Source organism: Paenibacillus sp. YAE3 (assembly GCF_057546105.1).
On sequence record NZ_BAAIYF010000016.1, the window covers coordinates 55,126 to 78,259 of the forward strand.

Consider the following 23,134-nt stretch of genomic DNA (forward strand, 5'->3'; position numbering starts at 1 on the left):
CTTTGCGTATCGGTGGGCTGGAATATAATCCAACGACAAAAAGGTTAAAATTTTGATACCTTTTTACACCCTCGTATACTTTAACATAAGCTCCGTTAACAATTCAACTTTACGGAATTAGCAAAAAAACCCGCTCGGGATGCGGGCTCTCAGGGAATCGTATGCTGTTCGCACAGGCTGCGGCGTTAACAAAAAAATAACAATTCTTCACGGCTCCAACATTGGTTTCAACGCATTGTATTCCTCGGCGTTCAAATACCGGGAGATCGACGCTTCAATCGCCTTCGATTCGTCTTCGGTCAGTCCGTCCTCCATGGCGCCCGAAATTTTTTGAAGCTCCGCCGGGGGCAGCTTGGTGATCAGCATGTTGAATATTTGCTCTTTTTCGCTTCCGGTGAGCTCGCGTTTCTTTTGCAGGCCATCCGTGCCGCTCTGCTCCTCTGCCTGGGTCGATGCGCTTCCCGTTCCGGCATCCCCGGGGAGATCCTGGCCCATGACCGGGAACGCGTTATCCGGCGCTTTCTCTTGCTCCGCTGCCCCTTCCCCCGTACTGCCGCTGACGCCGGAGTCCGTTGCGGATTCCCCGCTGCCGGAGGAACCGGCTTCCTCTGACGTTCCGCCATTCGCCATGCCCTCAGCGAGACCGCTGCCGCCTGCATCGCTGCCGCTTCTGTCGCTGGAGCTGCTGGAGTCCGTTCCCTCGCCGATCATGCCGGTGCTGCCGGATGAATCCGCACTACTTTGCGACCCCGATGCCGAATCGCCGCTGCCCGAATCCGATCCGCCTGTTTCTCCGGCTGCCGAATCGTTATCGTCCGTCGATGACTTCCCGTCGGGTTGTTCCGGCGTTTTGGCGGCTTCCTCCTGATCCGTTTTCTTGTCCTCCCCGCCTCCGCCACTCCAGCCGAACAACCCTTTCATCATGCTGCCGAAACCAAAAGATTGCCCTTCCAGCGTAATATTGAAACTGGACAACAGCGATTGCATATAGCTGCTAACGATCAGTCCGGTCGTCATGATGGTCAAACCGCTGATCAAAAGCACCGTCAATACCGTTTTGACCAGCCACCGCGTCAATTTCATGCAAGTCTTCCTCCTTTTAAAACACGCTAGGATGATTGCAGCGTATAGAAAGATCGGCATCAATCTATGAAAGAGATTTGCAAAATCCTGTTTACTAGAAGTATTGACGGGTTGCGGCCGCTTTTAACCCATTCGGGCAAGAAAAAAAGCCCGCTGTCCGGAATTTTCCGGCAGCGGGCTCGATTCGTAACGGTAAGCAGCAGCGGTCGACTGAACGATCCGGACCGAAGCTTACTGCTTGCGATGATGATTAATAGATTGGCAAAATTTGATTCGTTTGGCTGCGGTTGCGTCCCACGGAGAAGATGGCGATCGGAATGCCGGTCAACTCGGACACGCGCTTGACGTAATTGCGGGTCGTTTCAGGAAGATCCTCGAGCGTTTTCGCTTCGGAAATATCCTCGTGCCAACCCGGCATTTCTTCGTACACCGCTTCGCATTCCGCCAGCATTTTCAGGCTTGCAGGGTAATGCGTAATCACTTCGCCGCGGTATTTGTATCCGGTGCAGATTTTAACGGTGTCCAGACCGGTCAATACGTCCAGCGAGTTCAAAGACAATCCGGTCAAACCGCTGACGCGGCGGGCATGGCGCACCACGACGCTGTCGAACCAGCCGACGCGGCGAGGGCGTCCGGTTACGGTGCCGTATTCATGGCCTTTTTCCCGGATGAAATCGCCGATTTCATCGTTCAGCTCCGTCGGGAAAGGACCGTCGCCCACACGGGTCGTGTAGGATTTGGCTACCCCGATGACCTGGTCGATTCTCGAAGGACCCACGCCGGAACCGATGCAGACGCCGCCGGCCGAAGGGTTCGAGGACGTAACGTACGGGTACGTTCCTTGGTCGATGTCAAGCATAACGCCTTGCGCGCCTTCGAACAACACTTTGCGGTTTTCGTCGATCGCGTCGTTCAGCACGACCGAAGTGTCGGTCACGTATTTGCGGATGACTTCCGCATACTCCAGATACTGCTTCAGCACTTCTTCCACGTCCAGCGGCTCGGCGCCGTACACTTGCTGAATGATTTGGTTTTTCTCTTTCATCAGGTGACGCAGCTTCAGCTCGAATTCTTCGGCATCCATCAAATCCGCGATCCGGATGCCGTTCCGGGCAGCCTTATCCATGTAGCAAGGACCGATCCCTTTCCGGGTCGTCCCGATTTTGTTCGGGCCTTTGCGGTCTTCTTCCAGTCCGTCCAATACCAGATGGTACGGCATAATGACATGCGCGCGGTCGCTGATGACCAGATTATCCGTTGTAAATCCGTTATCGTGAATGTAATTGATTTCTTCAATGAGTGCAGCCGGATTGATCACCATGCCGTTTCCGATGACGCAGATCTTGTCGGAGTAAAACACGCCGGATGGAATCAAGCTCAGCTTATATTTTTTACCGTCAATCAGAATGGTATGTCCGGCATTGTTGCCGCCCTGATAACGGGCAACCACATCGGCGCTTTCCGCGAGAAAGTCCGTGATTTTTCCTTTGCCTTCGTCTCCCCATTGTGTTCCCACAACGACTACTGTTGACATTTTCATTCCCCCGCTTGGTGCGTATGGCGCACCTCGTTTTAATAATTCCTATGCATTGTGCGCGAAAAACCCCAACTCTATGCACGTTTTCCGCTTGTGTCATTTCATGAATAAACAATGTTCATAAGCCGCTTGGCTGGTTGAAACCCGTTAACAGACTCAAACCATAATAGATCGATTCCCAAAGCAAAGCAGCATTATCAGTGTAACAGTCCCCATTTTCAAAGTCAAATAAAAAACGAACAATCGCACATGGAGACGTACGATTGTTCGGAAATGGAAATGATATGGATCCATAAGTGCAATCGTGTTGCATCGGACCCGCAAAATGCGGAAGTCCGTTGTATAGAATCAAGCGGCTACATGGCGAATGGCTCGGCATGGTTCCGCTCGTAATTGACGAATTTATTGAAGTTTTTCAAAAAGACCAGTTCCACCGTGCCGACCGGACCGTTACGCTGCTTGGCGATGATGATTTCGATGATGTTCTTCTTTTCCGTCTCCTGATTGTAATAATCGTCGCGGTAAAGGAAGGCAACGATATCGGCATCCTGCTCGATCGAACCCGATTCCCGAAGGTCGGACATCATCGGACGTTTGTCCTGACGCTGCTCGACGCCCCGGCTCAGCTGGGACAAGGCGATAACCGGCACGCTCAGCTCGCGGGCGATTTGCTTCAGGGTACGGGATATTTCCGATACCTCCTGCTGCCGGTTTTCGCCGGGTTTGCCGCGTCCTTGGATGAGCTGCAAATAGTCGATAACGATCATGCCGAGGCCTTTTTCCTTCTTCAGCCGCCGGCATTTCGAACGAATGTCCGCCACCGTAATGCCGGGCGTATCGTCGATATAGATTTCGGCTTCGGCCAGCGATGCGATTCCCATCGTCAGCTTGGCCCAATCCTCGTCCGTTTTGAAATCGCCTGTACGCATCAGGTTGGCATCCAGATTAGCCTCGGCGCAAATCATACGGTTGACCAGCTGCGGCGCGGACATCTCCAAACTGAATATCGCTACGGTTTCTTTGGCCCGGACGGCAACGTTTTGGGCGATGTTCAGGGCAAACGCCGTCTTCCCCACGGAAGGACGCGCCGCCACAATGATAAGGTCCGAACGTTGGAATCCGTTCGTCATCTTGTCCAAATCGACAAATCCGGTCGGAATGCCGGTCGTGGTGCCGCCTTGCTGGTTCAAAACCTCCACGCGGTCGAACACTTCCATCAGCACGTCGCGGATGGCGACGAAGCCGCTGCCGGTCCGGCGGTTGGAGATCTCCAGAATCCGGCGCTCCGCGTCGCTGAGCATGCCGGCCACGTCTTCTCCGCCGCTGTAGCCTTCGCTTACGATTTGCGTAGCGGTGCGGATCAAACGGCGCAGCATCGATTTTTCTTCGATAATCTGCGCGTAATACTCCACGTTGGCTGCCGTCGGCACCGCATGGGCAAGCTTGGCCAAATAGCTGACGCCGCCCACATCCTCCAGTTGGCCTTTGTCCTGCAGCCGTGAAGTCAGTGTAACCAGATCGATTGGCTGATTCTCTTCTCCGAGCTGGATCATCGCCTCATAAATCAGCTGATGTGACGCGTCATAGAAATCCTCCGGCTGCACCCGCTCCATCGCGGTGATCATCGCTTCGCTCTGCAGCAGAATGGCCCCTAGAACCGCCTGCTCCGCCTCCAGATTCTGCGGGGGAATCCGGTCGAAAAAGAGCTCTCCGCCCATCTTATTCCTCCGTAACCTGAACCTTCAGCGTCACTTTCACTTCAGGGTGCAGCTTGACGGTCATCTGCGTAACGCCCAGGTGGCGGATCGGCTCTTCGAGTTCAATTTTCCGTTTGTCGACTTTGATGCCCGACGTAGCCAGCGCTTCGGCAATTTGCTTGCTCGTAATGGCGCCGAACAGGCGGCCGCCTTCGCCGGCTTTGGCCTTCAGCTGCACGGTCATCTCTTCAAGCTTTTTGCCAAGCTCCTGCGCTTCGATTTTTTCCTGCTCCTTGCGTCTTTGCTCGGCCGCATTCTGGTTTTCGAGCGTCTTCATGTTACCTTCCGTCGCCGGGCGCGCCAATCCGCGCGGCAGCAGGAAATTGCTTGCGTATCCCTCGGATACGTCCTTGATTTGGCCTTTTTTACCTTGACCCTTAACGTCTTGCAGAAAAATGACTTTCATTCGAACAACCCCTCTTTCTCCTCAATTTGCGAAAGAACCTCAAGCAGCTTCTGCTCGGCCTCTTCCACGGTTCCCTTCAATTGGACGGCCGCATTGGTCAAATGACCGCCGCCGCCAAGCCTTTCCATCACGACCTGGACGTTCATCCGGCCAAGCGAACGCGCACTGATGCTGATCAAGCCGTCAGGCCGTTCGCTGATCACGAACGATGCGACCACATCCGTCATATTGAGCAGCGTATCCGCAGCTTGGGCGATGAGCAGCTGCGGAATGACGGTCCCCGGTTCGGTCACGGCAAGAGCGATATGATCATATACCATTTTAGCATGCTTGATGATTTCTGACTTTGCCAGATATTCCTGTAAATCTTCTTTCAGCATCCGCTGAATTTGGATCGTGTCGGCGCCGCTGCGGCGCAGGAACCCTGCCGCCTCGAACGTGCGCGATCCGGTATGGAGTGCAAAATGCTTCGTGTCGACCGTGATGCCGGCCAGCAGCATCGTGGCCTCCATCGGCGTGAGCTGGATTTTTTCGTGGATATATTGCAACAGCTCGGTCACCAGCTCCGATGCGGACGACGCGTACGGCTCCATGTAGACCAGCACCGCATCGTTGATGAACTCCTCGCCCCTGCGGTGATGGTCCACGACGACGATCCGGCTTGCATTTTGCACGAGCTTCGGCTCCATCGTCATGGAAGCCTTATGGGTATCCACGATGACGAGCAAGCTGTGCGGGCTCAGAAGAGCCAGCGCCTGCTCCGGCGAAATGAAACGCTCGAACAGCTTTTCGTCCTTTTGAACCTGATCCATCATCCGGTCAATGGACGGATTTCTTCCCGGCAGGACGACGTAAGCCTCGACGTTGTACATTTGGGCAGCCTTAAGCACGCCGATGGAAGCGCCGATGACGTCCATGTCCGGCATTTTGTGTCCCATAATAATAACCTTGTCGCTTTCCTGCATCAAATCGCGCAGCGCATGGGCGATAACCCTGGCCCGTACCCGGGTGCGCTTCTCGACGGCATTGGACTTGCCGCCATAAAAGGACAGCCGCTGCCCCGCCTTGACCGCCGCCTGGTCGCCCCCGCGCCCAAGCGCCATATCCAGCGAGGATTGCGCCAGTTCCCCTAACTCGTTGATGCTTTCCGCACCGAAGCCGAGCCCGATGGAGAGCGTCATCGGCACCTTCAGTTCCGCCGTCATTTCCCTGACTTCGTCCAGAATCACAAACCGGCTTTTTTCCAGCTCCTGCAACGATTGATAATTCAGCATCATCAAATACCGGTCCGATGACAACCGCCGCAGGTATACCCCGTATTGTCTCGCCCATTCCGTAATTTCCGTCGTCACCCGCGCGATCAAAGAGGTTCGCTGCTGGTCATCCATCCCTTGGGCGGCTTCATCGAGGTTATCCATCATGATGATGCCGATCGCCAGCTTTTCGGCCTCGTATTTCTCGCGCAGCACCACCATATCGGTAATGTCGTACAAGTAGATCAAACGTTCTTCCGGATTCAGCATCAAATGAAAATGCGATTCCCCGATTTTGATCTCGGTGTGGATCTGCTTTCCGTCCTTGGCACCGTCCCGATGCCCGTCCTTGTGGCCTTCCTTCTTGTCGTTCAGCATCGGCGTCAGCGAGGGAAACAGCTCCTGCAGCGAATCGCCGACCAACGTTTTTTGGCCGAAAATTTTGCACACGTAACGGTTGTTCCATTCGACCGTCTTATCCTCGCCGTATAGCACGATCCCGAACGGCAGGGCGCTGATCGCTTCGCCCTCGACCCTTTTGACGCGAAAGGACAAGCCGTTGATGTATTCCAGCAGGTTTTTTCTGTACCGCATTTCCGCCTTCAGCAACAGGTAGCATAACGCCGCCACAAGAATGAGGCTTATGATTCCGAGCGGCCAATTGTACCGGGTCACGATAATGACCAAAAGCAGCATCAGCATAAACGCCCATACGGTATAATAGCCGTGCCAGCGCTGTTGTAGAAATTTAGGCATGACTCCCACCCTAACGTTTTGATTTAGTCATAAATTGACGCAGCGGAAATGCCAAGTCCAAAATCCCGATGATCCGCATCGGCGGAAACAGAAGGATCGGAATCGCAATAAGCAGCGGCACGATCGGGTGCCATTTTTTCGTATGCCCCAAGTAATAGAAAAAACCGATGGCTTGAATCATGAAACAGATGTGCAGGAGCGGCACCAGATTCGCTGCAATCATCGTCAGAAACGGACTGTCTGCGCGGCGGGCGAACACTTCAATGATGACTCCGATCAAATAATACCAAATCAAGGACCGCGGCAGCATCCATTCCCGCGCAGGCTTCAGCTTAGGAACATGGAACGCCGTGCTTTCGATGATCGGCCGTGCCAGCGCATGCGTGATGACGGCCATCATAAAGGAGCTGACGATCATGGCAAAAGGAATCATTTGCATGGTGGCGTCGCTTACCAGCTGCATTTGTTCGGGCGTCCACATCATGTCGGTCACCAGCGGATTGTTTCCGCCGACGTCCTTCAGCGGCGACATCGTCATTTTTACGATATCATGCACATAGCTGGACAAGTCGAAGTGCAAAAATACGGTGCCGATCAGCAGCAGTATCAGCATTTCGGCCAAAATCGTGCCGGCTCCGGACATCAGCGTTCGCAGCGCGGGCCTTTTTTTCTTGTAAGCCCAGCCCATGACGAGCGCAGGTATGACAAAATATACGGCCAAGAGCAAATTCACCGGATGAACGATGAAGGCGATCAGCCATACCGGGAGTACATGAAGCAAAAAAAATCTCGTATTTAGCGTTGCAAACAGAATCGTGGCCGGCAAAATCAAAAAAAATACCGTCACGATGGACAAAGGAGAAAGCAAGGAAAGCAGCAGAAGCAGATATACGACGCTCCATACTACCGATGTCCAGCGCATTTTCAATGTCTTCACCTCTTACGCATATGTTCTTCGAGCGCGGAAATATCCTGGTACCAGTCCTCTAGCTGGTGGCCTTCCTGTTTGTGTTTCTTTAATTTATCGATCAAAAGATCATCCAGGTCACGGTATGACATCCCCAGCCTGCGGGCCAATATGTAAGAGCTCATGATCAAACTTGCAAGACTGTCGCCAACCCGGGTCGTGCTGCCTTCCCACAATGCCTTGAACAGCCTCGATACGTGGTCCACTACTTCGGTTTTAAGCCATTCGATCACCTTGGCGCGCTTGGCTACATCCAAATCTTTAGGCATATTCTGAAGCTCACACTCCCTGAAAAAGCTTTATTCTCCATTATAGCATAAAAGAGTCCCGCCCACGAAAAACGGTCCCTCAGTCCCTTGCGTCCCAAACGAACGGTAAACCCCGCCGCCATGTGATGCCGTAAATCAAAAAACTCCGCTCATGCCGCTTTCTGATATTGTCAAAAAGACCTGCCCGAATCGTCTTCATCAAAAGCAGGTCTTTTTCTCATTCTATGCCTTTTGGCCCTAAGGTAATCGCAGCTTTTGCAAAATTCGAACGTCTCGAGCGCGGTAAAACGAAAATATGATTCCCTAAAACGAGAACTTATATCGAATTGACTGATTCTTTGGACACAAATCGTTCGCAGTATTCGATAATCTGGCTTCTGCGGACGATCCCGATAAAGCGGTTCATGTCGTCCACGACCGGCACGAAGTTCTGCACTTTGGCCAAATTGATCAAGTCTTCCATATTCGCGTCGATCGACACCGGTTTATTGTTCATTTTAAGCGGTACGTCCTTCAGCAGATACTTGGACGCATTCTCGAAATTGATTTTCCCGCCCGAGTTTTTCATATGCCACAGCAGGTCGCCTTCGGTCACCGTTCCGGCGTATGTTCCGTCCTTGCCCAGAATCGGCACCGCCGTGTACCTGTGGTATTCCATTTTTTCGAGGGTTTGCCTCAACGTCGAGTCTGTCGTTACCGTAACCACTTCCTGTTTAGGCAGCAGAAAAAACGCGATGTTCATGTCGGATCATCCTCCTCTGCAGCTTCTTCCAGCTTCCCTCGTCTTCTTACGGTGTAACCCTGCGATCGTTTCAGGAGGACACAAAATCAGCAGCCGCACCTGTGGCTGCCGATTTTATTCAAAAGGGTACATGACCTTTGCTGCATTTTATCTTGCGAGGGAACGCCCTGAAGAGGCTGTTCTCATTTTGCCGTGCCGTCCCCTTGCGTCGTGTCATCGTCCGGCAGCATCAGCTGGTCGGAAGGCGTGTCGGGATTTTCCCAACTGTCGATGAGTGCTTTCGCCTTGTCCACGTCTTTTGGGATCGGCTTGTCGTAATATATTCCGTTGATCTTCATGCCTTCGCCCATGATCGTATAGCTTGTAAATTGGGCTTCCGATCCGGTCAAAATTTGTTTGGCCAGATCGATGATGAATTTGGGCTGCATATCCGTCTGGAAGTTGTCGCCCATAATGTCGAGCAGCTCGGGAATTTTGGAAATTTGATTCAGGCGCAGCATCCGGTTCGCTACCGCATCCAAAAACACCTGCTGCCGCTTCGTGCGATTAAAATCGCTGTCCTCCCGGTAGCGCACGTAGTTCAAAGCTTCCTCGCCGTCATAGATCGGCTTGTTGGCTTTTATGGTGAATTTCTCATGGTCGCGGCCTTTGTTCACGATGTCCTTCTTGATCGGCAACTCCACCCCGCCAAGCGCATTGACGGCATCCTTCAAACCTTGGAAATTGATCGTAGCGTAATAGTCCACCTCGTGATCGAGGAACGCCTCGACGGTATCCTTGGACATTTGCTGTCCGCCGAACGCGTATGCATGCGTAATCTTATCCTTTTTCCCTTTGCCGATGATCTCGGTGTACGTATCCCTTGGGATGGAGATCAGCAGCGCTTTCGAATCCTTCGGGCGCACGACGGCATAAATCAGCGTATCCGAACGCGCCGGTTCGTCCTTGCGCTGGTCGGAACCGAGCAGCAGGACCGAAAAAGGCTTATTCTGATACACGACCGGTTCGGCCGGTTTGGTCGGCCCGTTGTCCCTCGACTCCAGCGGCTGATACGATTTCTGGAGCGAGCTCTCCACTTGTTTGGACAGAAATAAATCAAAGGCCATCACCGCGAGCTGCTTGCGGAACACATACGAGCTCCCCGCAACCAGAAGAATGACCACGGCAATGGATATATATATTTTTGTTCTCTTTTTCATTCAATGATTCCTTCTTTGATTAGAATAAAAAGTCCTAACTCAAACAAAAACGGGAACCTTCCAGCCTCCTTTCCTATTTAAACGGATCCCGGATGAATGACGCATTTCGATGAAAGGGCGATCCGTTTAGGCAAAGATAAACGACATTAACATTGTAAACGGTATTTTTGCAAAAAGAAACCGCAGAACGGTGTCGATTCATGAAAAAAAGGTTCCTTTGCCGTTAAAAATGTGCAGTTTTGCCGTGAACAACCGGTAACCGAAAAAGACTAACGGAATGAGCAGGGCCGCAATACATAGTATTCGGCGGGTATGTCGCTGCCGGAAAGGCAAAAAAGCAGCCTTGTACCGGTTATCCGGCACAAGGCTGCTGATGAACATGTCGTATTCAATGAACGCTCAGGAGGACCCCAATCCTTCCTTGATTAGCCGTTTTGTCAGACAGTGTTTCGATTAACGATTTAATTTGCTCATGTCGGAGCCGCCTTCGACGCCGATCGGGAAGTGGCAAGCCACCTCGCGGCCCGGCTTCACTTCCTGCAGCTTCGGCTCGACCTGGCTGCATTTTTCTTGGGCAAACGGACAACGGGTATGGAAACGGCATCCTGACGGCGGGTTGGCCGGGGATGGCACGTCGCCCTGCAGCACGATCCGGCTGCGTTTTTTGGTTGGCGACGGCTTCGGTATAGCCGACAGCAGAGCAGCCGTATACGGATGCAGCGGCTCGGCGTACAAGCTTTCCGTTTCGCCGACTTCCACCATTTTACCCAAATACATGACGCCGACGCGGTCGGAAATGTGGCGAACGACGTTCAAGCCGTGCGCGATGAACAGGAAGGTCAGTCCCATTTCCTTCTGCAGCTTCATGAGCAGGTTGATCACCTGCGATTGCACCGACACGTCGAGCGCGGATACCGCTTCGTCCGCGACGATGAATTTCGGCTTGAGCGCAATGGCCCGGGCAATCCCGATCCGCTGGCGCTGGCCGCCGGAAAATTCATGCGGATAACGGTTGCGGCGCGTTGGATCCAGACCGACCATTTCCATCAGTTCCACGACGCGCGCATCGATTTCTTTGGCGGACATTTTCGTATGAATCTTCAATGGTTCGCCGATGACGTCCTTAACGAGGAAACGGGGATTCAGCGATCCGAACGGATCCTGGAAAATGATCTGCATTTCTTCGCGCATTTTGTTCAGTTCGCGGTTGCTCAGCGCATGAACGTCGCGGCCGTTGATTTTAACCGAACCTTCCGTCGCGCTTTGCAGGCGGAGGATAACCCGTCCGAGCGTCGATTTGCCGCAGCCGGACTCCCCTACGAGCCCGAAGGTTTCGCCTTCGCGGATCGTAAGCGATACATCGTCCACCGCTTTGACGTTGCCGACGACGCGGTTCAGCAGCCCTTTATGGATCGGGAAATATTTTTTGACGTTATTGACTTCCACCAAATTTTTAGCCATGGATGTTATCCCCTTTCCCGGCTACGGCTGCCTTGCCGTTTTCTTCGAACAGCCAGCATTTTGCGTAATGCTCGTCACCGACCTGGATGTCTCCAGGCTCGACTTGGCGGCATTTATCCATGACATGCGGGCAGCGCGGATTAAAGCGGCAGCCTTGCGGAAGGTTGCCCAGCGCCGGAATCGTGCCTTTGATCGTGTACAATTCGCCGCCGCGTTCGCCTTCGAATCCCGGAATGGATTGCAGGAGGCCAACCGTATACGGATGGGACGGATTCGAGAAGATTTCCTCTACCGTTCCCTGCTCTACGATGGCGCCTGCGTACATAACCGCGATATGGTCGGCCATTTCGGCAGCTACGCCCATATCGTGGGTAATGAGCAGGATCGATGTGCCGAGCTTTTCTTTCAAATCCTGCAGCAGGTCCAAAATTTGCGCCTGAACCGTCACGTCCAGCGCGGTTGTCGGTTCGTCGGCGATCAGAAGCTCCGGTTTGGAAGCCAGTGCGATTGCAATGACGACGCGCTGACACATCCCGCCGGAGAGCTGGTTCGGATACTGCTTGGCGCGGATTTCCGGCGATGGAATGCCGACCATGCGAAGCAGCTCGATGGCTTCCTTCCATGCTTCGTCCTTGGATTTATTTTGGTGAAGGCGCAAGCTTTCGGCGATTTGCTCCCCAACCGTAAACACGGGATTCAATGCCGACATCGGATCCTGGAAAATCATCGAGATTTTATTCCCGCGGATGCTTCTCAGTTCCTCTTGTTTTTTCTTGGCCAGGTCTTCACCTTTAAAATTGATGCTTCCTTCCAGGATGATGCCGTTGGCATAATCGATCAGACGCATAATCGACATCGAGGTAACGCTTTTGCCGCTGCCGGACTCGCCGACGAGACAAAGCGTCTTCCCTTTTTCGATCGTCAATGAGATGCGGTCCGTTGCTTTCACTAAACCTTTTTCCGTCAAAAAGCCTGTGGTCAGATTCCGGACTTCGAGAAGTTTTTCCGCCATTTTGCTAACCTCCTCCGGGATTTTTTCTGTCTTGGATCAAGGGCGTCACGGATCCCGTCGCCAATGAAGTTAACGGCCAGCACGACAATCAGGATACACAGGCCCGGATAAACGGCCAGCATCGGATTAATCAGCATGAACTCCTGCGAGTTGCTCAGCATAATCCCCCAGCTTGTTTGCGGCATTTGGATACCGAGGCCCAAATACGACAAACCGGATTCGGACAAGATCGCTCCGCCGACCATCAGCGTGGCGTTAACGATAATCGGGAAGCTTGCATTGCGCAGCAAATGCCGGAAAATGATGCCCCAGCTGGAAACCCCGGTGGCTCTGGCCGCTTCGACATACTGCATTTCGCGCAGCTGCAGGAATTGTCCCCGCACGAGGCGGGCAACCCCGGTCCAGCTTGTCAGCGCCAATATTAATATGAGATAAAGCATTTTCGTTCCGAAAATAGCCATAACCAGAATGTTGATGAACAATCCCGGCAGCGAAATCATCACGTCGATCAGACGCATGAAAATCGTGTCGACCCAACCGCCGAAATAACCGGAAATCGCGCCGATTAACGAGCCTAAAAACACGGCGATAATGGCGACGGAAAAACCGACCATAAGCGAGATGCGGCTGCTGTAAACAAGGCGGGAGAAAATATCCCGGCCCAGCTCGTCCGTTCCAAGCAAATGCTTGCCGGATCCCGGCTTCAAGTTGGAATTCATCATGTCGACTTTCGCCGGATCAAACGGGGCGACCTGTTTGGCGAAAATGGCTACAAGTACAAAAATCAATAAAACGACAAGACCGGTCATTGCGTACGGGTTATGCGAAAACTTCTGCCACACGAGCCTCCACGGTCCTGGCGGTTTTTTACTAGGAGGAAGCGGTGCGTTTTCCGGTGCCGTCGGCTGTACGTTCGGAGCGGTTGCGGCATTCATGTCACTCATTAAGCTTTTCCTCCTTTGCGTCCGATTTGAACTCGTGGGTCTACCAATTTATAAAGAATATCAGCTATCAGGTTGCCAAGCACCACCGCCACGGCGGTAATCATCGTAATGGCCATCAGTACCGAATATTCGCGGGACCTTGCCATATCGACGAACAAACGCCCCATTCCCGGCCAGTTAAATACGTTTTCCGTAAGGGCGGCCCCCGCTACGAGGTTTGCCAGGTCCATACCTAATACTGTAATGATCGGAATTAATGCATTGCGGAGCGCATGGCGGAAAATAACTTTACGCTCAGAAACGCCTTTCGCGCGAGCGGTACGGATATAATCCTGCTCCAGTACCTCCAGCATGCTTGAACGGGAGTATTTGACATAACCGGCCAAATTGACGAGAATCAGCACGGTTGAAGGCAAAATCAAGTGCATAAACAAGTCGCCGACATTCCCTTGCTTATCCATGGAATACATGTCCGAGAGCGGCAACCAATCCATTTTCAACGAGAAAAACTCCTGCAGGATGATACCGAACCAGAAGGCCGGCATCGCAAAACCGATATAAGTGACGAAGTTGGCCGTCTGATCAGACAAGCCGTATTCGCGGGTACTGTTGTAAATCCCCCACGGAATGGCGATGATCAAACTTATAACCCAAGAAAAAGACATCAAGACAAGCGTGTTTTTTACGGCAGGCCAAATCACGTCGCCAACAGGAACATTGTTTTTAAACGTATATCCCATATCGCCTTTTAACATGTTTTTAAGCCAAATGACGTACTGTGTAGGTACTGGTTTGTCCAGACCCAGGTTATGCTTTTGAATCGCTGCGGTCTCAGGCGAAAGTCCCGGGGAAATCATCATTTGGGTCGGACCGCCCGGTGCAGCATGCATCAAGCCAAATGCAGCCACCGAAACCAAAAACAATACCAATATGGATTGCAGCAAGCGGCGGATGAGATATTCAGTCATAATTGATCCTCCTAAAATTAAACGTACGCGACACCGCAACCATCCGAAAACGCAAAAAAGGGCGAGGGGAAGATGTCTTCCCCTCTAGCACGTTTGCGCCCCTAAATTGTGATCCAATTTATTATTTTGCGTCGTCGATCCACCAGTTGATTGCGTGGAAGAAGTAGCCGTAAGCAAGCGTTGCTTCTGGTTTGTCTTCTTCTGCAAATTTAATCTTCTTGGACATTGCTGTTGGTGCACCATATTGGTACATAAAGATGTAAGGCAGGTCAGTCGACAGGATTTTCGCAGCTTCTTTGTAGATTTCGGCACGTTTTGCTTGGTCTACAGTCGAAGTGCCTTGCTGCCAGAGCTTATCCAATTCAGGGTTGTTGTACCATACGTTGTTTTGGCCGGTTGGCGGCGTAAACTTGGAACCGAAGATCGTTTCTTGGTCCGGATCCGGATTGTTCAGGGACCAGCCGATCAGAACGGCTTCGAATTTACCAGGGTTCAGGTTTTGGTCAACCCAAGCGGAGAAGTCAAGCGCTTTAGGCTTCACTTCAATGCCTACGTCCGCCAGGTTTTGCTGGATTACCGTTGCTACGCCTTCACGACGGCTGTTGCCGGCGTTGTATTGCAGTTCGAAGGAGAAGCGATGTCCGTCTTTCTCGAGAATGCCGTCTTTGCCTGGCTTCCATCCGTCTTCAGCAAGCAATTGTTTTGCTTTTTCAGGATTGTAGTCATAGTGGGTAGCGGCTTCTTTCGGATCTGCCCAAGAACCTGGAAGGAACGGAGCGTCCATGACGGAACCGATGCCTTTCAGAACGTTGTCGATCATGCCTTGACGGTTGAGGGCGTATGCGATCGCTTGTCTTGTTTTCGGGCTGGACCATGGAACGTATTTATCTTTGAAATTGTCGGCTTTGTGGTTCAGGCCGATGTATTCGTATTGAGGACCTGGAGTCGGATCGACGGTCAGGTTGTCTTTGGATTTCAGGACTTCCAGCTGAGTTACAGGAACGCCGTTCGCCAGGTCGATGTCGCCTTTGATGAGGGCTTGGACTTCCGTGTTTTGGTCAGCATAGATTTTGTAAACGACTTTTTGGATGTGAGGCTTAGGACCCCAGTAATCCGGATTCGCTTCAAACGTCAAATATTCTTTTTGTTTCCACTCCGTCCATTTCCAAGGGCCGCTTGTAACGGTTTTGGCAGGATCGGTGCCGTATACGTATTTTTGCATTTCTTCCGGCTTCACGTCTTTCAGGACGTGCTTCGGAATGATTTCCATTGCAAGTACGTATTGGAATGGAGCGTACACTTCTTTCAGCGTCACTTTGAACGTGTGATCGTCAACTTTTTCGACTTTGCTCACTTTGTCGAATCCCGTGATTCCAGGAGCGCCCGCTTTAGGGTTGCGAACCGTTTCGATCGTGAAAACAGCGTCGTCGGCAGTGATCGGCTGACCGTCGCTCCACTTTGCGTTGTCTTTCAGTTTAACGGTGTATTCCAAGCCGTTTTCGGAAATCTTCATTGGCTCTGCAGCCAAGGACCAAGGCTCAACGGCCACTTTACCGGAACGGTCGATGTCGAAAATTTTAGCGAACAAAAATTGCTCAGCGTCGCCCGAAGCCGTGTCCTGCACGTAGATCGGGTTAACGCTAACGATGTCGGATGTGCTTCCGAAAGTCAGCGTGCCGCCGTCTTTAGGCGTGCCGGCCGCCGGTTCTTCTTTTTTGTCACCTTCGCTTTTTGCCGGCTCTTCTTTCTTCGGCTCGTCTTTAGGCGCATCGGCGGTTTTGGAATCGCCGCAACCTACGAACAGAGCGCTGACAACAGACAATGATACCAATAAGGACAACCACTTTTTCTTACTTGCCATTACCATATTCCTCCCCTTTGAAAATAAAATGATGGATACCTGCAATTGCTGCATGGAACATCCCAAAAGCCCGACTAATAGTCCAAGCGAAGCTTGTCCGCCGGCTATCAGGGACTTTTACACCTGTGTTAAATTCGTTCTACTGCCCCGAATTACGCCTAACGCATTTCCCCCTCTAGTGTTATAGCCATGTAAAAAGCCAGGGTGACGGCAACAGGTGAAGCAATATATTAAAAAATTAATATATCCAAATGTTAGGAGATTGCGGCACCGAATCCGCTCCGGGAGAGAGATAAAAATTGTGAACAACCCGGACATAATTACGGATACCTAATAACGCAATAAAGCATTAATGCTTTAAATGACCATCGGTCAATTGAAATCAGCAAAAAGGGTATCGATTTGTGCTGGGTAAAACTTCCTACATAAATTTAATGTAATGATACGTGTAAATTAAACTCACGTCAATATTTTTTTAGGCACATCGGATTAATTTTTTTAATGACGCAAAACAAGCGGCAACAATGGGTTTATCGTGAAAATAGAAACCATTTCTTTTCGGATTTTAATGTTAAAGAGCAGAGGATGCCTAAGTAAGAAATGGCCTGTTCGGAAGTGATGGAAAAATTGAATTCGCTTACAACGGTTGAACGCCGTCCGGATTTCAATTTAGTTGTCAGGTTACCTGACATGGTAAATATTCGATATAATACGATCAAATTTACTGGAAACAGATTCATCTGTCAATGGAATAATTATGCATAAATACATCGAAATGTAATTATTGTATTTCATGGAATTGCTTACGATTTTCAACTGTTCTTAGGGTTTGCCATATCAGTATTTACATAACAGATTGGTTTTCCTTATGCTCCTAAAAATACCAAAAAACTTACCGAATCTCTTCTTGGAAAGAAAGACTCGATAAGTTCAATGGGTCAAGCAAAATGGCATGCCACGAAGTGGCCCGGTTCGGCCTCGCGGAACGCCGGGATATCCTTTTTGCAAATATCGGACGCCAACGGGCAGCGCGTATGGAATTTGCATCCCGAGGGCGGATTGGCCGGACTTGGGATGTCGCCTTGCAAAACGATCCGCTCCCGCTTTAGCGTCGGGTCGGGGATCGGGATTGCCGAGAGCAGGGCTTTCGTATACGGGTGCAGCGGGTTTGAAAAAAGCGCCTTTTTGTCCGCCATTTCCGCCATGGAGCCCAAATACATCACGCCGATCCGGTCGCATAAATGCTCGACGACGCTCAAATCATGGGAGATGAAGAGATAGGTCAACTGCCGCTCCTTTTGCAAATCGCTAAGCAGGTTGATGATCTGCGCCTGGATCGATACGTCCAGTGCCGAGACGGGTTCGTCCGCGACGATAAAGTCGGGGTTCAGGATGAGCGCCCGCGCAATCCCGATCCGCTGCCGTTGCCCGCCCGAGAACTCATGGGGAAAACGGTCGTAATGATAGCTTGCCAGCCCGCAGATCTCCAGCGTTTCGACGACCTTTTCCTTCAGCTTTTTCCTCTCGATCAGGCCGTGCTCAAGCAGCGCCTCCCCGATGGCTTCCCCTACTTTGATCCTGGGATTCAAAGAGCTGAACGGGTCCTGGAATACGATTTGCAGTTCCGGACGCAGCTCCCTCAGCTTGTTTTTGGGCAGTCCGAACAGATCCTGGCCTTTAAACCTAACCTCGCCGGCGGTTTTTTCGTGCAGGCGGAGAATCGTGCGGCCAATGGTGCTTTTCCCGCATCCGGATTCGCCTACCAGCCCGAAAGACTCACCGCGGCGGATGTCGAAGGACACGTCGTCAACCGCTTTGACGTACCCGACGGTGCGCTGAAATACGCCGCCGGTGATCGGAAAGTATTTTTTCAGGTTTTTGACTTCGATCAACGCTTCGCCCATCGCTTACCCTCTCCCCTCTTCCTCATAGAGCCAGCATGCCGTTTTGTGGCCCGATTCATGGGCGCGGAGGGGCGGTTCTTTCGTTTTGCAGATGTCCATGCAAAAGGCACAGCGGTCATGAAAGTGGCAATTGCTTCCGAGCTCGATCGGATTGGGGACTTGACCCGGGATCGTGTACAACCTCTCCTTCGTCTGGTTGATGACCGGCTTGGCTTTCAAAAGCCCTTGGGTATACGGATGTTTCGGGTTTTTGAACAATTCGACGACCGGCGCTTCCTCAATGACTTTGCCTGCGTACATGACAACAACGAAATCGGCCATCTCCGCGACGACGCCCAAATCATGGGTAATCAGCATAATGGACGTATTCAGTTTTTTCTTGATATCCCGCATCAGATCGAGAATTTGGGCCTGGATCGTCACGTCCAGCGCCGTCGTCGGTTCGTCTGCGATCAGCAGCTTCGGGTTGCAGCTCAGAGCAATGGCAATCATGATGCGCTGGCGCATGCCGCCGCTAAGCTCATGCGGATAGGAATGGAAGATTTCCTCCGCCCTTGGGATGCCGACCAGACGGATCAGCTCGATAGCCCGTTTTTTGGCGGCCTTTCGGTCCATCATCAGATGGAGCATCAGCGGTTCGGTGATCTGTTCGCCGATCGTAAGGACCGGGTTTAAGGATGACATCGGCTCCTGAAATATGATTGAGATTTCATTGCCGCGGATTCTTCTCATTTCGTTGTTGTTCAGTTTCAGCAGGTTTTTGCCTTCAAAAACGATTTCACCGCCGACGATGTTCCCTGGAGGCGATTCCACGAGGCGCATCATCGACATGGCGGTCACGCTTTTGCCGCAGCCCGATTCGCCGACGACGCATAAGGTTTCCCCCTCGCGAATCGTAAAGCTGACATCGTCGACCGCTTTGACCACGCCCGCGGAAGTGCGGAAATGAGTTTGCAAGTTTCGAAATTCAACCAGATTTTTCGCCATATTCGAATCCCCTATTTTTTCGTTTTCGGATCTAAGGCATCCCTTAACCCGTCACCTATTAAGTTAATCGCTACAACCGTGATAAGAATGCACATGCCCGGAGGAATCCACAGCCATGGCCTCTTTCGAAAATCGATCATGTTGTTGGCAGCCGATATCATATTGCCCCATGACGGTGTCGGCGGAACGACGCCGATGCCGAGGTAGCTCAGCACGGATTCGTACAAAATCGCCCCGGCTACGCTAAGCGTGGCCGCAACGATGATAATCGGAACGGTGTTGGGCAGCAAGTGCCTGAATATTTTGCGGCGGTCCCGGATTCCCAGTGCATCGACGGCCTGCATGTACTCCATTTCGCGCAGGGAAAGAATTTGCCCGCGAACCAAACGCGCCATCGTTGTCCAACCCAGAATGCCGATGATCAGCATAAGAAAAAATATACGGTATTTCGGATCGACTTTTAAATCGGACAAAACCGCGCCCAAAATAATCAGGATCGGCAAGGTCGGCATGGCCATGAAAATATCCGTAATCCGCATAATGACGGTATCGGCCACCCTGCCGTAAAAGCCGGCGATGGAACCCATCGTTGCGCCGACGATGACCGAAATGGTCGTAGATATGAGTCCGACCAAAAGCGATATTCTCCCCGCAAGCATGACGCGAAGCAGGATGTCGCGGCCGAGATTGTCTGTGCCGAGCCAATGTTCCGCGCTTGGCGGTTTGTTTTTCATCGAAATTTTGTAATCTTCAAGCTCGTAAGGCGAAAAAAGCGGGCCGAAAAAGCAAACGACAAACATGATGACGAGTATGATAAAGCCGATCAGAGCCAGTTTGTTCCTGGTAAAACGCCGCAGGGCCATGCTCCAGGGAGAGGCGGGCGCTTTTATGGCTTTGCCGGCGGTAGGGTCTGTTTTGGCTACATCAATAACGGACATGGATTCTCCCCCCTCACTTTAGCCGAATTCTTGGATCCGCGACCCCGTATAACACGTCCGACAACAGGTTTCCGAGCAGGGTCAGCAGTGCGATGAAAATCGTGAAGCCAAGCATGAAAGGATAGTCCCGCATACTGATGGATTCGAGATATACCTGCCCCACCCCCGGCCATATGAAGATCTTTTCAAGGATAATCGCACCGCCGAACAGGGATGGAAGCTCAAAGCCCAACAGCGTGATCGCAGGCAGCATGGCATTGCGAAGGGCGTGCTTGAAGATCACGACCCGTTCGTGGAGCCCTTTGGCCCGTGCCGTCCGAATATAATCCATATGGATGACTTCAAGCATGCTGGTTCTGAAATAACGCGTCAGGCTGCCCGTACTGAGCATCGTCAACACAATGATCGGCAAAACCGCGTGTTTTAGAACGTCCAAAATATATGCCCATCCCTCGGCGTTAAGCCCCGCGGTCGTCATGCCGCCTACAGGGAACAGCTTCAATTCCAATGAAAGCGTTTTTATGAGCAAAAGCCCCAAAAAGAACGATGGAAGAGACATGAATAGAAACACGAGCAGGGTTACGATCTTATCGAAAAAGGAATATTGGAATTTGGCCGAAAATACGCCGGCAAAGATCGCGATGATCCATGCGAGCAGCAAACTGAAAAAGGCGATGATAAACGAGTTCCATACGTAATTGTTCATGACGGAAGTGACGGGCTCCTTGTGAACCAGGGAATCGCCCATGTTCCCTGTCAGCATGTTGCCGATCCAAATGAAGTAACGCTGTACCGCCGGCTTGTCAAGTCCGTAGATTTCCCTAAGCTGCTGCGCCTTTTCCTGGGTCATGTTCGGGTTGTTCTGGGCCGTAATGTAATCTCCGGGTACTAGGGAAGAGATGGCAAAGACGATGATGGATATCCCGATGAGGGTCGGGATCATCTGCAGCAGCCTCCGGATAATGTACTGCTTCATAACGATTCCTCCCGGCTTTATGTGGATATGCCCGGCTCCCGGAAAGCCGGGAGCCGAGCATCATGCATTCCATCGTTTATTGCGGCAACTCCACGTTATAAAGGCCGTAAGAGAAATCTTTGTACGGGGAAAGATCGAAGCCTTTGACTCTGGCATTGATCGGCCACATGTCTCTACGCTGATACATGAAGATCATCGGCAGGTCGCGGTTCAGCTCTTGATACAGCTCTTTATAGAGCTCTTTGCGTTTGTTTTGGTCCAGCTCGACCTTCGCCTTAAGCATCAGCTCGTCGACTTTTTTATTGGAATAGCCCATTTCGTTCTGGGCCCCGTTCGTAATAAAGATCGTCGTATCCGGGTCGGGCGTGAGTCCCCATGCCGCAAAGAACATTTCGTAGTCGCCTTTATCCTTTTTGTCCATGATGGCATTAAAATCAAGCGTTTCGGACGTCAAAGCGATGCCAAGCTCCTTATAGTTTTGGGTCATGATCGGAATGATGGCATTTACAACCGAGTTGTCGGCCGTCGCGGAGAAATTGATCTTCAATTTTTCCCCGTCCTTTTCGCGGATGCCGTCCGATCCGACCTTCCATCCGGCTTCGTCCAGCAATTGTTTTGCTTTATCGAGGTTGAATTCATATTTTTCGATGTTTTCATCGGTATACGCCCAGGATACCTTGGACTGCGGAATATTGATGACGTCGGCGTACTTGCCGTAGACGCCTTCGACGATCTCTGCACGGTTCAGGCCGTATACGAGCGCTTGACGCACTTTCAGGTCTTGGAATTTCTTTAGTTTATGATTGAATTGGATGTATCCGTAACCGTTCGTCGGGAAGATGTTCACGTCCAGGAAGCCGTAAGAGATAAGCTCCTCCACGTTATCTTCGCTGACGGTGACCATGTCCATATCGGTTTCTCCGGATTGCAGCATGGCCATTTTCGTTTCCTCGGTCGTTGTTTTGAAGACGACGTTTTTGATTTTCGGCGCGCCCTTGAAATAATTCGGATTCGCCGTAAGGTCAACCTCCTGGCCCGGAGCGTATTTGGTCAGCACGTATTGGCCGCTGCCGATCGGCTTATTGTTGAGCGCTTTGATCGACTCGGTGTTGCCTTGCTTGTATCCCTTCCCGTAGTATGCTTCAGGTACCAGGTAAACCGTACCCAAGTCGTTTTTCGTCATCGCCTGCGGTTCCAGAACGGTCACTTCGACGGTATTGTCGTCAATCACTTTTACCCCCGAAATATCCTTCGCTTTGCCGTCGTGGTACTCCTGTCCGCCTTTGATCTTCAGGCTGAGCAGGTCGGACGGGCCGTCATAGCTGCTGTCAAGAAACACTTTAAGCGCAAACACGTAATCTTTAACCGTTACCGGCGTTCCGTCGCTATACTTAACGCCAGGTTTTAGATGGTACGTATACTTCAGGCCGTCCGGCGATACGTCAACCTTGTCCGCAAGCGAATTTGCATAGGTTCCGTCTTTCTGTACTTCCAAAAAACTGCTGAACAAGGTCTTAATGACGTATTGGTCATAAGCGGTTTCTCCGTAGAACGGGTTAAAAATTCCCTTTGGCGCTGTCATGCCCACGATCAGCGTGTCTTTCCGGTTCATGGCCGCTGCCGGGCTGGAAGCCGGATCGGAAGCCGGGAACAGGCCGTCGTTTTGATCGGTTGCCGCAGCATCGTCCTTTTTGTCGTCATCCGTTTTTGCGGTATCGTCTGTTTTGGCCGTATCATCGGTCTTTTTCGAGTCGTCGGTTTTATTTTGCGTTCCTTGCTCTGTCGGCGCAGGATCTGCCGCTTTCTCATCGCCGCCCCCGCATCCAGCCAACAATCCGCCAAACATCGCAAGCGTCAATAGAAATATCGAAAGCTTTCTCTTCAAAATAAAATCCCCCTTAGATTTAGTGAAACTCCAAAAACGGGTACTGCAAACAAACGGTGCGATCACTCCTTTTCGGACGATGAATCTGCTTCTTGCCGCCTTTCGCCTGCATACTTGCAATAAAGCATTAATGCATTAAATGACCATCGGTCAATTGAAAACAGCAAGAATGGAAGGATTAAATTACAATGGGTAATTTTTCCTCGTAAATTTAATGTAAATAATACGT

19 protein-coding genes are annotated in these 23,134 nt (G+C 51.6%); all 19 read right to left on the minus strand.

What is annotated here, in order from left to right:
- Positions 1–207 precede the first annotated feature (207 nt).
- Positions 208–1,083 carry a hypothetical protein gene (locus tag AC27KL_RS24445; protein WP_487171412.1) on the minus strand — a complete coding sequence of 292 codons (876 nt, stop codon included), beginning with the start codon at positions 1,081–1,083 and terminating at the stop codon, positions 208–210.
- A 250-nt stretch (positions 1,084–1,333) separates the two neighbouring features.
- Positions 1,334–2,617 carry an adenylosuccinate synthase gene (locus AC27KL_RS24450; RefSeq protein ID WP_339322813.1) on the minus strand — a complete coding sequence of 428 codons (1,284 nt, stop codon included), beginning with the start codon at positions 2,615–2,617 and terminating at the stop codon, positions 1,334–1,336.
- Between the two features lie 359 nt (positions 2,618–2,976).
- Positions 2,977–4,338 carry a replicative DNA helicase gene (gene dnaB, locus AC27KL_RS24455; protein ID WP_339322814.1) on the minus strand — a complete coding sequence of 454 codons (1,362 nt, stop codon included), beginning with the start codon at positions 4,336–4,338 and terminating at the stop codon, positions 2,977–2,979.
- A 1-nt stretch (position 4,339) separates the two neighbouring features.
- A complete protein-coding gene (gene rplI / locus AC27KL_RS24460; protein WP_487171413.1) occupies positions 4,340–4,783 on the minus strand; it encodes a 50S ribosomal protein L9 in 444 nt (147 codons plus the stop codon).
- A complete protein-coding gene (locus tag AC27KL_RS24465; RefSeq protein WP_487171414.1) occupies positions 4,780–6,792 on the minus strand; it encodes a DHH family phosphoesterase in 2,013 nt (670 codons plus the stop codon). Before AC27KL_RS24465 ends, rplI begins: the two co-directional genes overlap by 4 nt.
- A gap of 10 nt (positions 6,793–6,802) precedes the next feature.
- Positions 6,803–7,714, minus strand: a complete 912-nt coding sequence (locus tag AC27KL_RS24470; protein WP_487171435.1) for a DUF2232 domain-containing protein — start codon at positions 7,712–7,714, stop codon at positions 6,803–6,805.
- Between the two features lie 11 nt (positions 7,715–7,725).
- Positions 7,726–8,028 (minus strand): MazG-like family protein, encoded by a 303-nt coding sequence (locus AC27KL_RS24475; protein WP_036710678.1) that lies wholly within the window; start codon positions 8,026–8,028, stop codon positions 7,726–7,728.
- Positions 8,029–8,344: 316 nt separating this feature from the next.
- The gene (locus tag AC27KL_RS24480) at positions 8,345–8,770 is read right to left on the minus strand and encodes a CBS domain-containing protein (RefSeq protein ID WP_036710681.1); all 426 of its coding nucleotides are present in this window, start codon (positions 8,768–8,770) and stop codon (positions 8,345–8,347) included.
- 182 nt (positions 8,771–8,952) lie between these two features.
- Positions 8,953–9,969: an LCP family protein gene (locus AC27KL_RS24485; protein WP_487171415.1), complete on the minus strand. Its 1,017-nt coding sequence runs from the start codon at positions 9,967–9,969 to the stop codon at positions 8,953–8,955.
- A 453-nt stretch (positions 9,970–10,422) separates the two neighbouring features.
- Positions 10,423–11,430: an ABC transporter ATP-binding protein gene (locus AC27KL_RS24490; protein WP_036710687.1), complete on the minus strand. Its 1,008-nt coding sequence runs from the start codon at positions 11,428–11,430 to the stop codon at positions 10,423–10,425.
- Positions 11,423–12,442: an ABC transporter ATP-binding protein gene (locus tag AC27KL_RS24495; protein ID WP_487171416.1), complete on the minus strand. Its 1,020-nt coding sequence runs from the start codon at positions 12,440–12,442 to the stop codon at positions 11,423–11,425. Before AC27KL_RS24495 ends, AC27KL_RS24490 begins: the two co-directional genes overlap by 8 nt.
- Positions 12,409–13,386, minus strand: a complete 978-nt coding sequence (locus AC27KL_RS24500) for an ABC transporter permease (protein ID WP_487171417.1) — start codon at positions 13,384–13,386, stop codon at positions 12,409–12,411. Before AC27KL_RS24500 ends, AC27KL_RS24495 begins: the two co-directional genes overlap by 34 nt.
- Positions 13,386–14,354, minus strand: a complete 969-nt coding sequence (locus AC27KL_RS24505) for an ABC transporter permease (protein WP_487171418.1) — start codon at positions 14,352–14,354, stop codon at positions 13,386–13,388. The genes AC27KL_RS24500 and AC27KL_RS24505 overlap by 1 nt, the downstream gene beginning before the upstream one ends.
- 121 nt (positions 14,355–14,475) lie before the next feature.
- Complete coding sequence (locus tag AC27KL_RS24510; protein ID WP_487171419.1) at positions 14,476–16,215, minus strand: peptide-binding protein; 1,740 nt, start codon at positions 16,213–16,215, stop codon at positions 14,476–14,478.
- 938 nt (positions 16,216–17,153) lie between these two features.
- Positions 17,154–18,119 (minus strand): ABC transporter ATP-binding protein, encoded by a 966-nt coding sequence (locus AC27KL_RS24515; protein ID WP_487171420.1) that lies wholly within the window; start codon positions 18,117–18,119, stop codon positions 17,154–17,156.
- A 3-nt stretch (positions 18,120–18,122) separates the two neighbouring features.
- Positions 18,123–19,106: an ABC transporter ATP-binding protein gene (locus AC27KL_RS24520; protein WP_487171421.1), complete on the minus strand. Its 984-nt coding sequence runs from the start codon at positions 19,104–19,106 to the stop codon at positions 18,123–18,125.
- Positions 19,107–19,117: 11 nt separating this feature from the next.
- Complete coding sequence (opp4C, locus tag AC27KL_RS24525; protein ID WP_212952032.1) at positions 19,118–20,044, minus strand: oligopeptide ABC transporter permease; 927 nt, start codon at positions 20,042–20,044, stop codon at positions 19,118–19,120.
- A gap of 13 nt (positions 20,045–20,057) precedes the next feature.
- Positions 20,058–21,020 (minus strand): ABC transporter permease, encoded by a 963-nt coding sequence (locus tag AC27KL_RS24530; protein ID WP_212952031.1) that lies wholly within the window; start codon positions 21,018–21,020, stop codon positions 20,058–20,060.
- Positions 21,021–21,096: 76 nt separating this feature from the next.
- On the minus strand, positions 21,097–22,905 hold the full coding sequence (locus AC27KL_RS24535) for an ABC transporter substrate-binding protein (RefSeq protein WP_036710702.1): 1,809 nt from the start codon (positions 22,903–22,905) through the stop codon (positions 21,097–21,099).
- Positions 22,906–23,134 lie beyond the last annotated feature (229 nt).

Excerpts from the sequence above, each read along its gene's own strand:
- AC27KL_RS24445 (WP_487171412.1), bottom strand. The coding sequence starts at position 1,083 with ATGAAATTGACGCGGTGGCTGGTCAAAACGGTATTGACGGTGCTTTTG.
- AC27KL_RS24450 (WP_339322813.1), bottom strand. The coding sequence starts at position 2,617 with ATGTCAACAGTAGTCGTTGTGGGAACACAATGGGGAGACGAAGGCAAA.
- dnaB (WP_339322814.1), bottom strand. The coding sequence starts at position 4,338 with ATGGGCGGAGAGCTCTTTTTCGACCGGATTCCCCCGCAGAATCTGGAG.
- rplI (WP_487171413.1), bottom strand. The coding sequence starts at position 4,783 with ATGAAAGTCATTTTTCTGCAAGACGTTAAGGGTCAAGGTAAAAAAGGC.
- AC27KL_RS24465 (WP_487171414.1), bottom strand. The coding sequence starts at position 6,792 with ATGCCTAAATTTCTACAACAGCGCTGGCACGGCTATTATACCGTATGG.
- AC27KL_RS24470 (WP_487171435.1), bottom strand. The coding sequence starts at position 7,714 with ATGCGCTGGACATCGGTAGTATGGAGCGTCGTATATCTGCTTCTGCTG.
- AC27KL_RS24475 (WP_036710678.1), bottom strand. The coding sequence starts at position 8,028 with ATGCCTAAAGATTTGGATGTAGCCAAGCGCGCCAAGGTGATCGAATGG.
- AC27KL_RS24480 (WP_036710681.1), bottom strand. The coding sequence starts at position 8,770 with ATGAACATCGCGTTTTTTCTGCTGCCTAAACAGGAAGTGGTTACGGTA.
- AC27KL_RS24485 (WP_487171415.1), bottom strand. The coding sequence starts at position 9,969 with ATGAAAAAGAGAACAAAAATATATATATCCATTGCCGTGGTCATTCTT.
- AC27KL_RS24490 (WP_036710687.1), bottom strand. The coding sequence starts at position 11,430 with ATGGCTAAAAATTTGGTGGAAGTCAATAACGTCAAAAAATATTTCCCG.
- AC27KL_RS24495 (WP_487171416.1), bottom strand. The coding sequence starts at position 12,442 with ATGGCGGAAAAACTTCTCGAAGTCCGGAATCTGACCACAGGCTTTTTG.
- AC27KL_RS24500 (WP_487171417.1), bottom strand. The coding sequence starts at position 13,386 with ATGAGTGACATGAATGCCGCAACCGCTCCGAACGTACAGCCGACGGCA.
- AC27KL_RS24505 (WP_487171418.1), bottom strand. The coding sequence starts at position 14,354 with ATGACTGAATATCTCATCCGCCGCTTGCTGCAATCCATATTGGTATTG.
- AC27KL_RS24510 (WP_487171419.1), bottom strand. The coding sequence starts at position 16,215 with ATGGCAAGTAAGAAAAAGTGGTTGTCCTTATTGGTATCATTGTCTGTT.
- AC27KL_RS24515 (WP_487171420.1), bottom strand. The coding sequence starts at position 18,119 with ATGGGCGAAGCGTTGATCGAAGTCAAAAACCTGAAAAAATACTTTCCG.
- AC27KL_RS24520 (WP_487171421.1), bottom strand. The coding sequence starts at position 19,106 with ATGGCGAAAAATCTGGTTGAATTTCGAAACTTGCAAACTCATTTCCGC.
- opp4C (WP_212952032.1), bottom strand. The coding sequence starts at position 20,044 with ATGTCCGTTATTGATGTAGCCAAAACAGACCCTACCGCCGGCAAAGCC.
- AC27KL_RS24530 (WP_212952031.1), bottom strand. The coding sequence starts at position 21,020 with ATGAAGCAGTACATTATCCGGAGGCTGCTGCAGATGATCCCGACCCTC.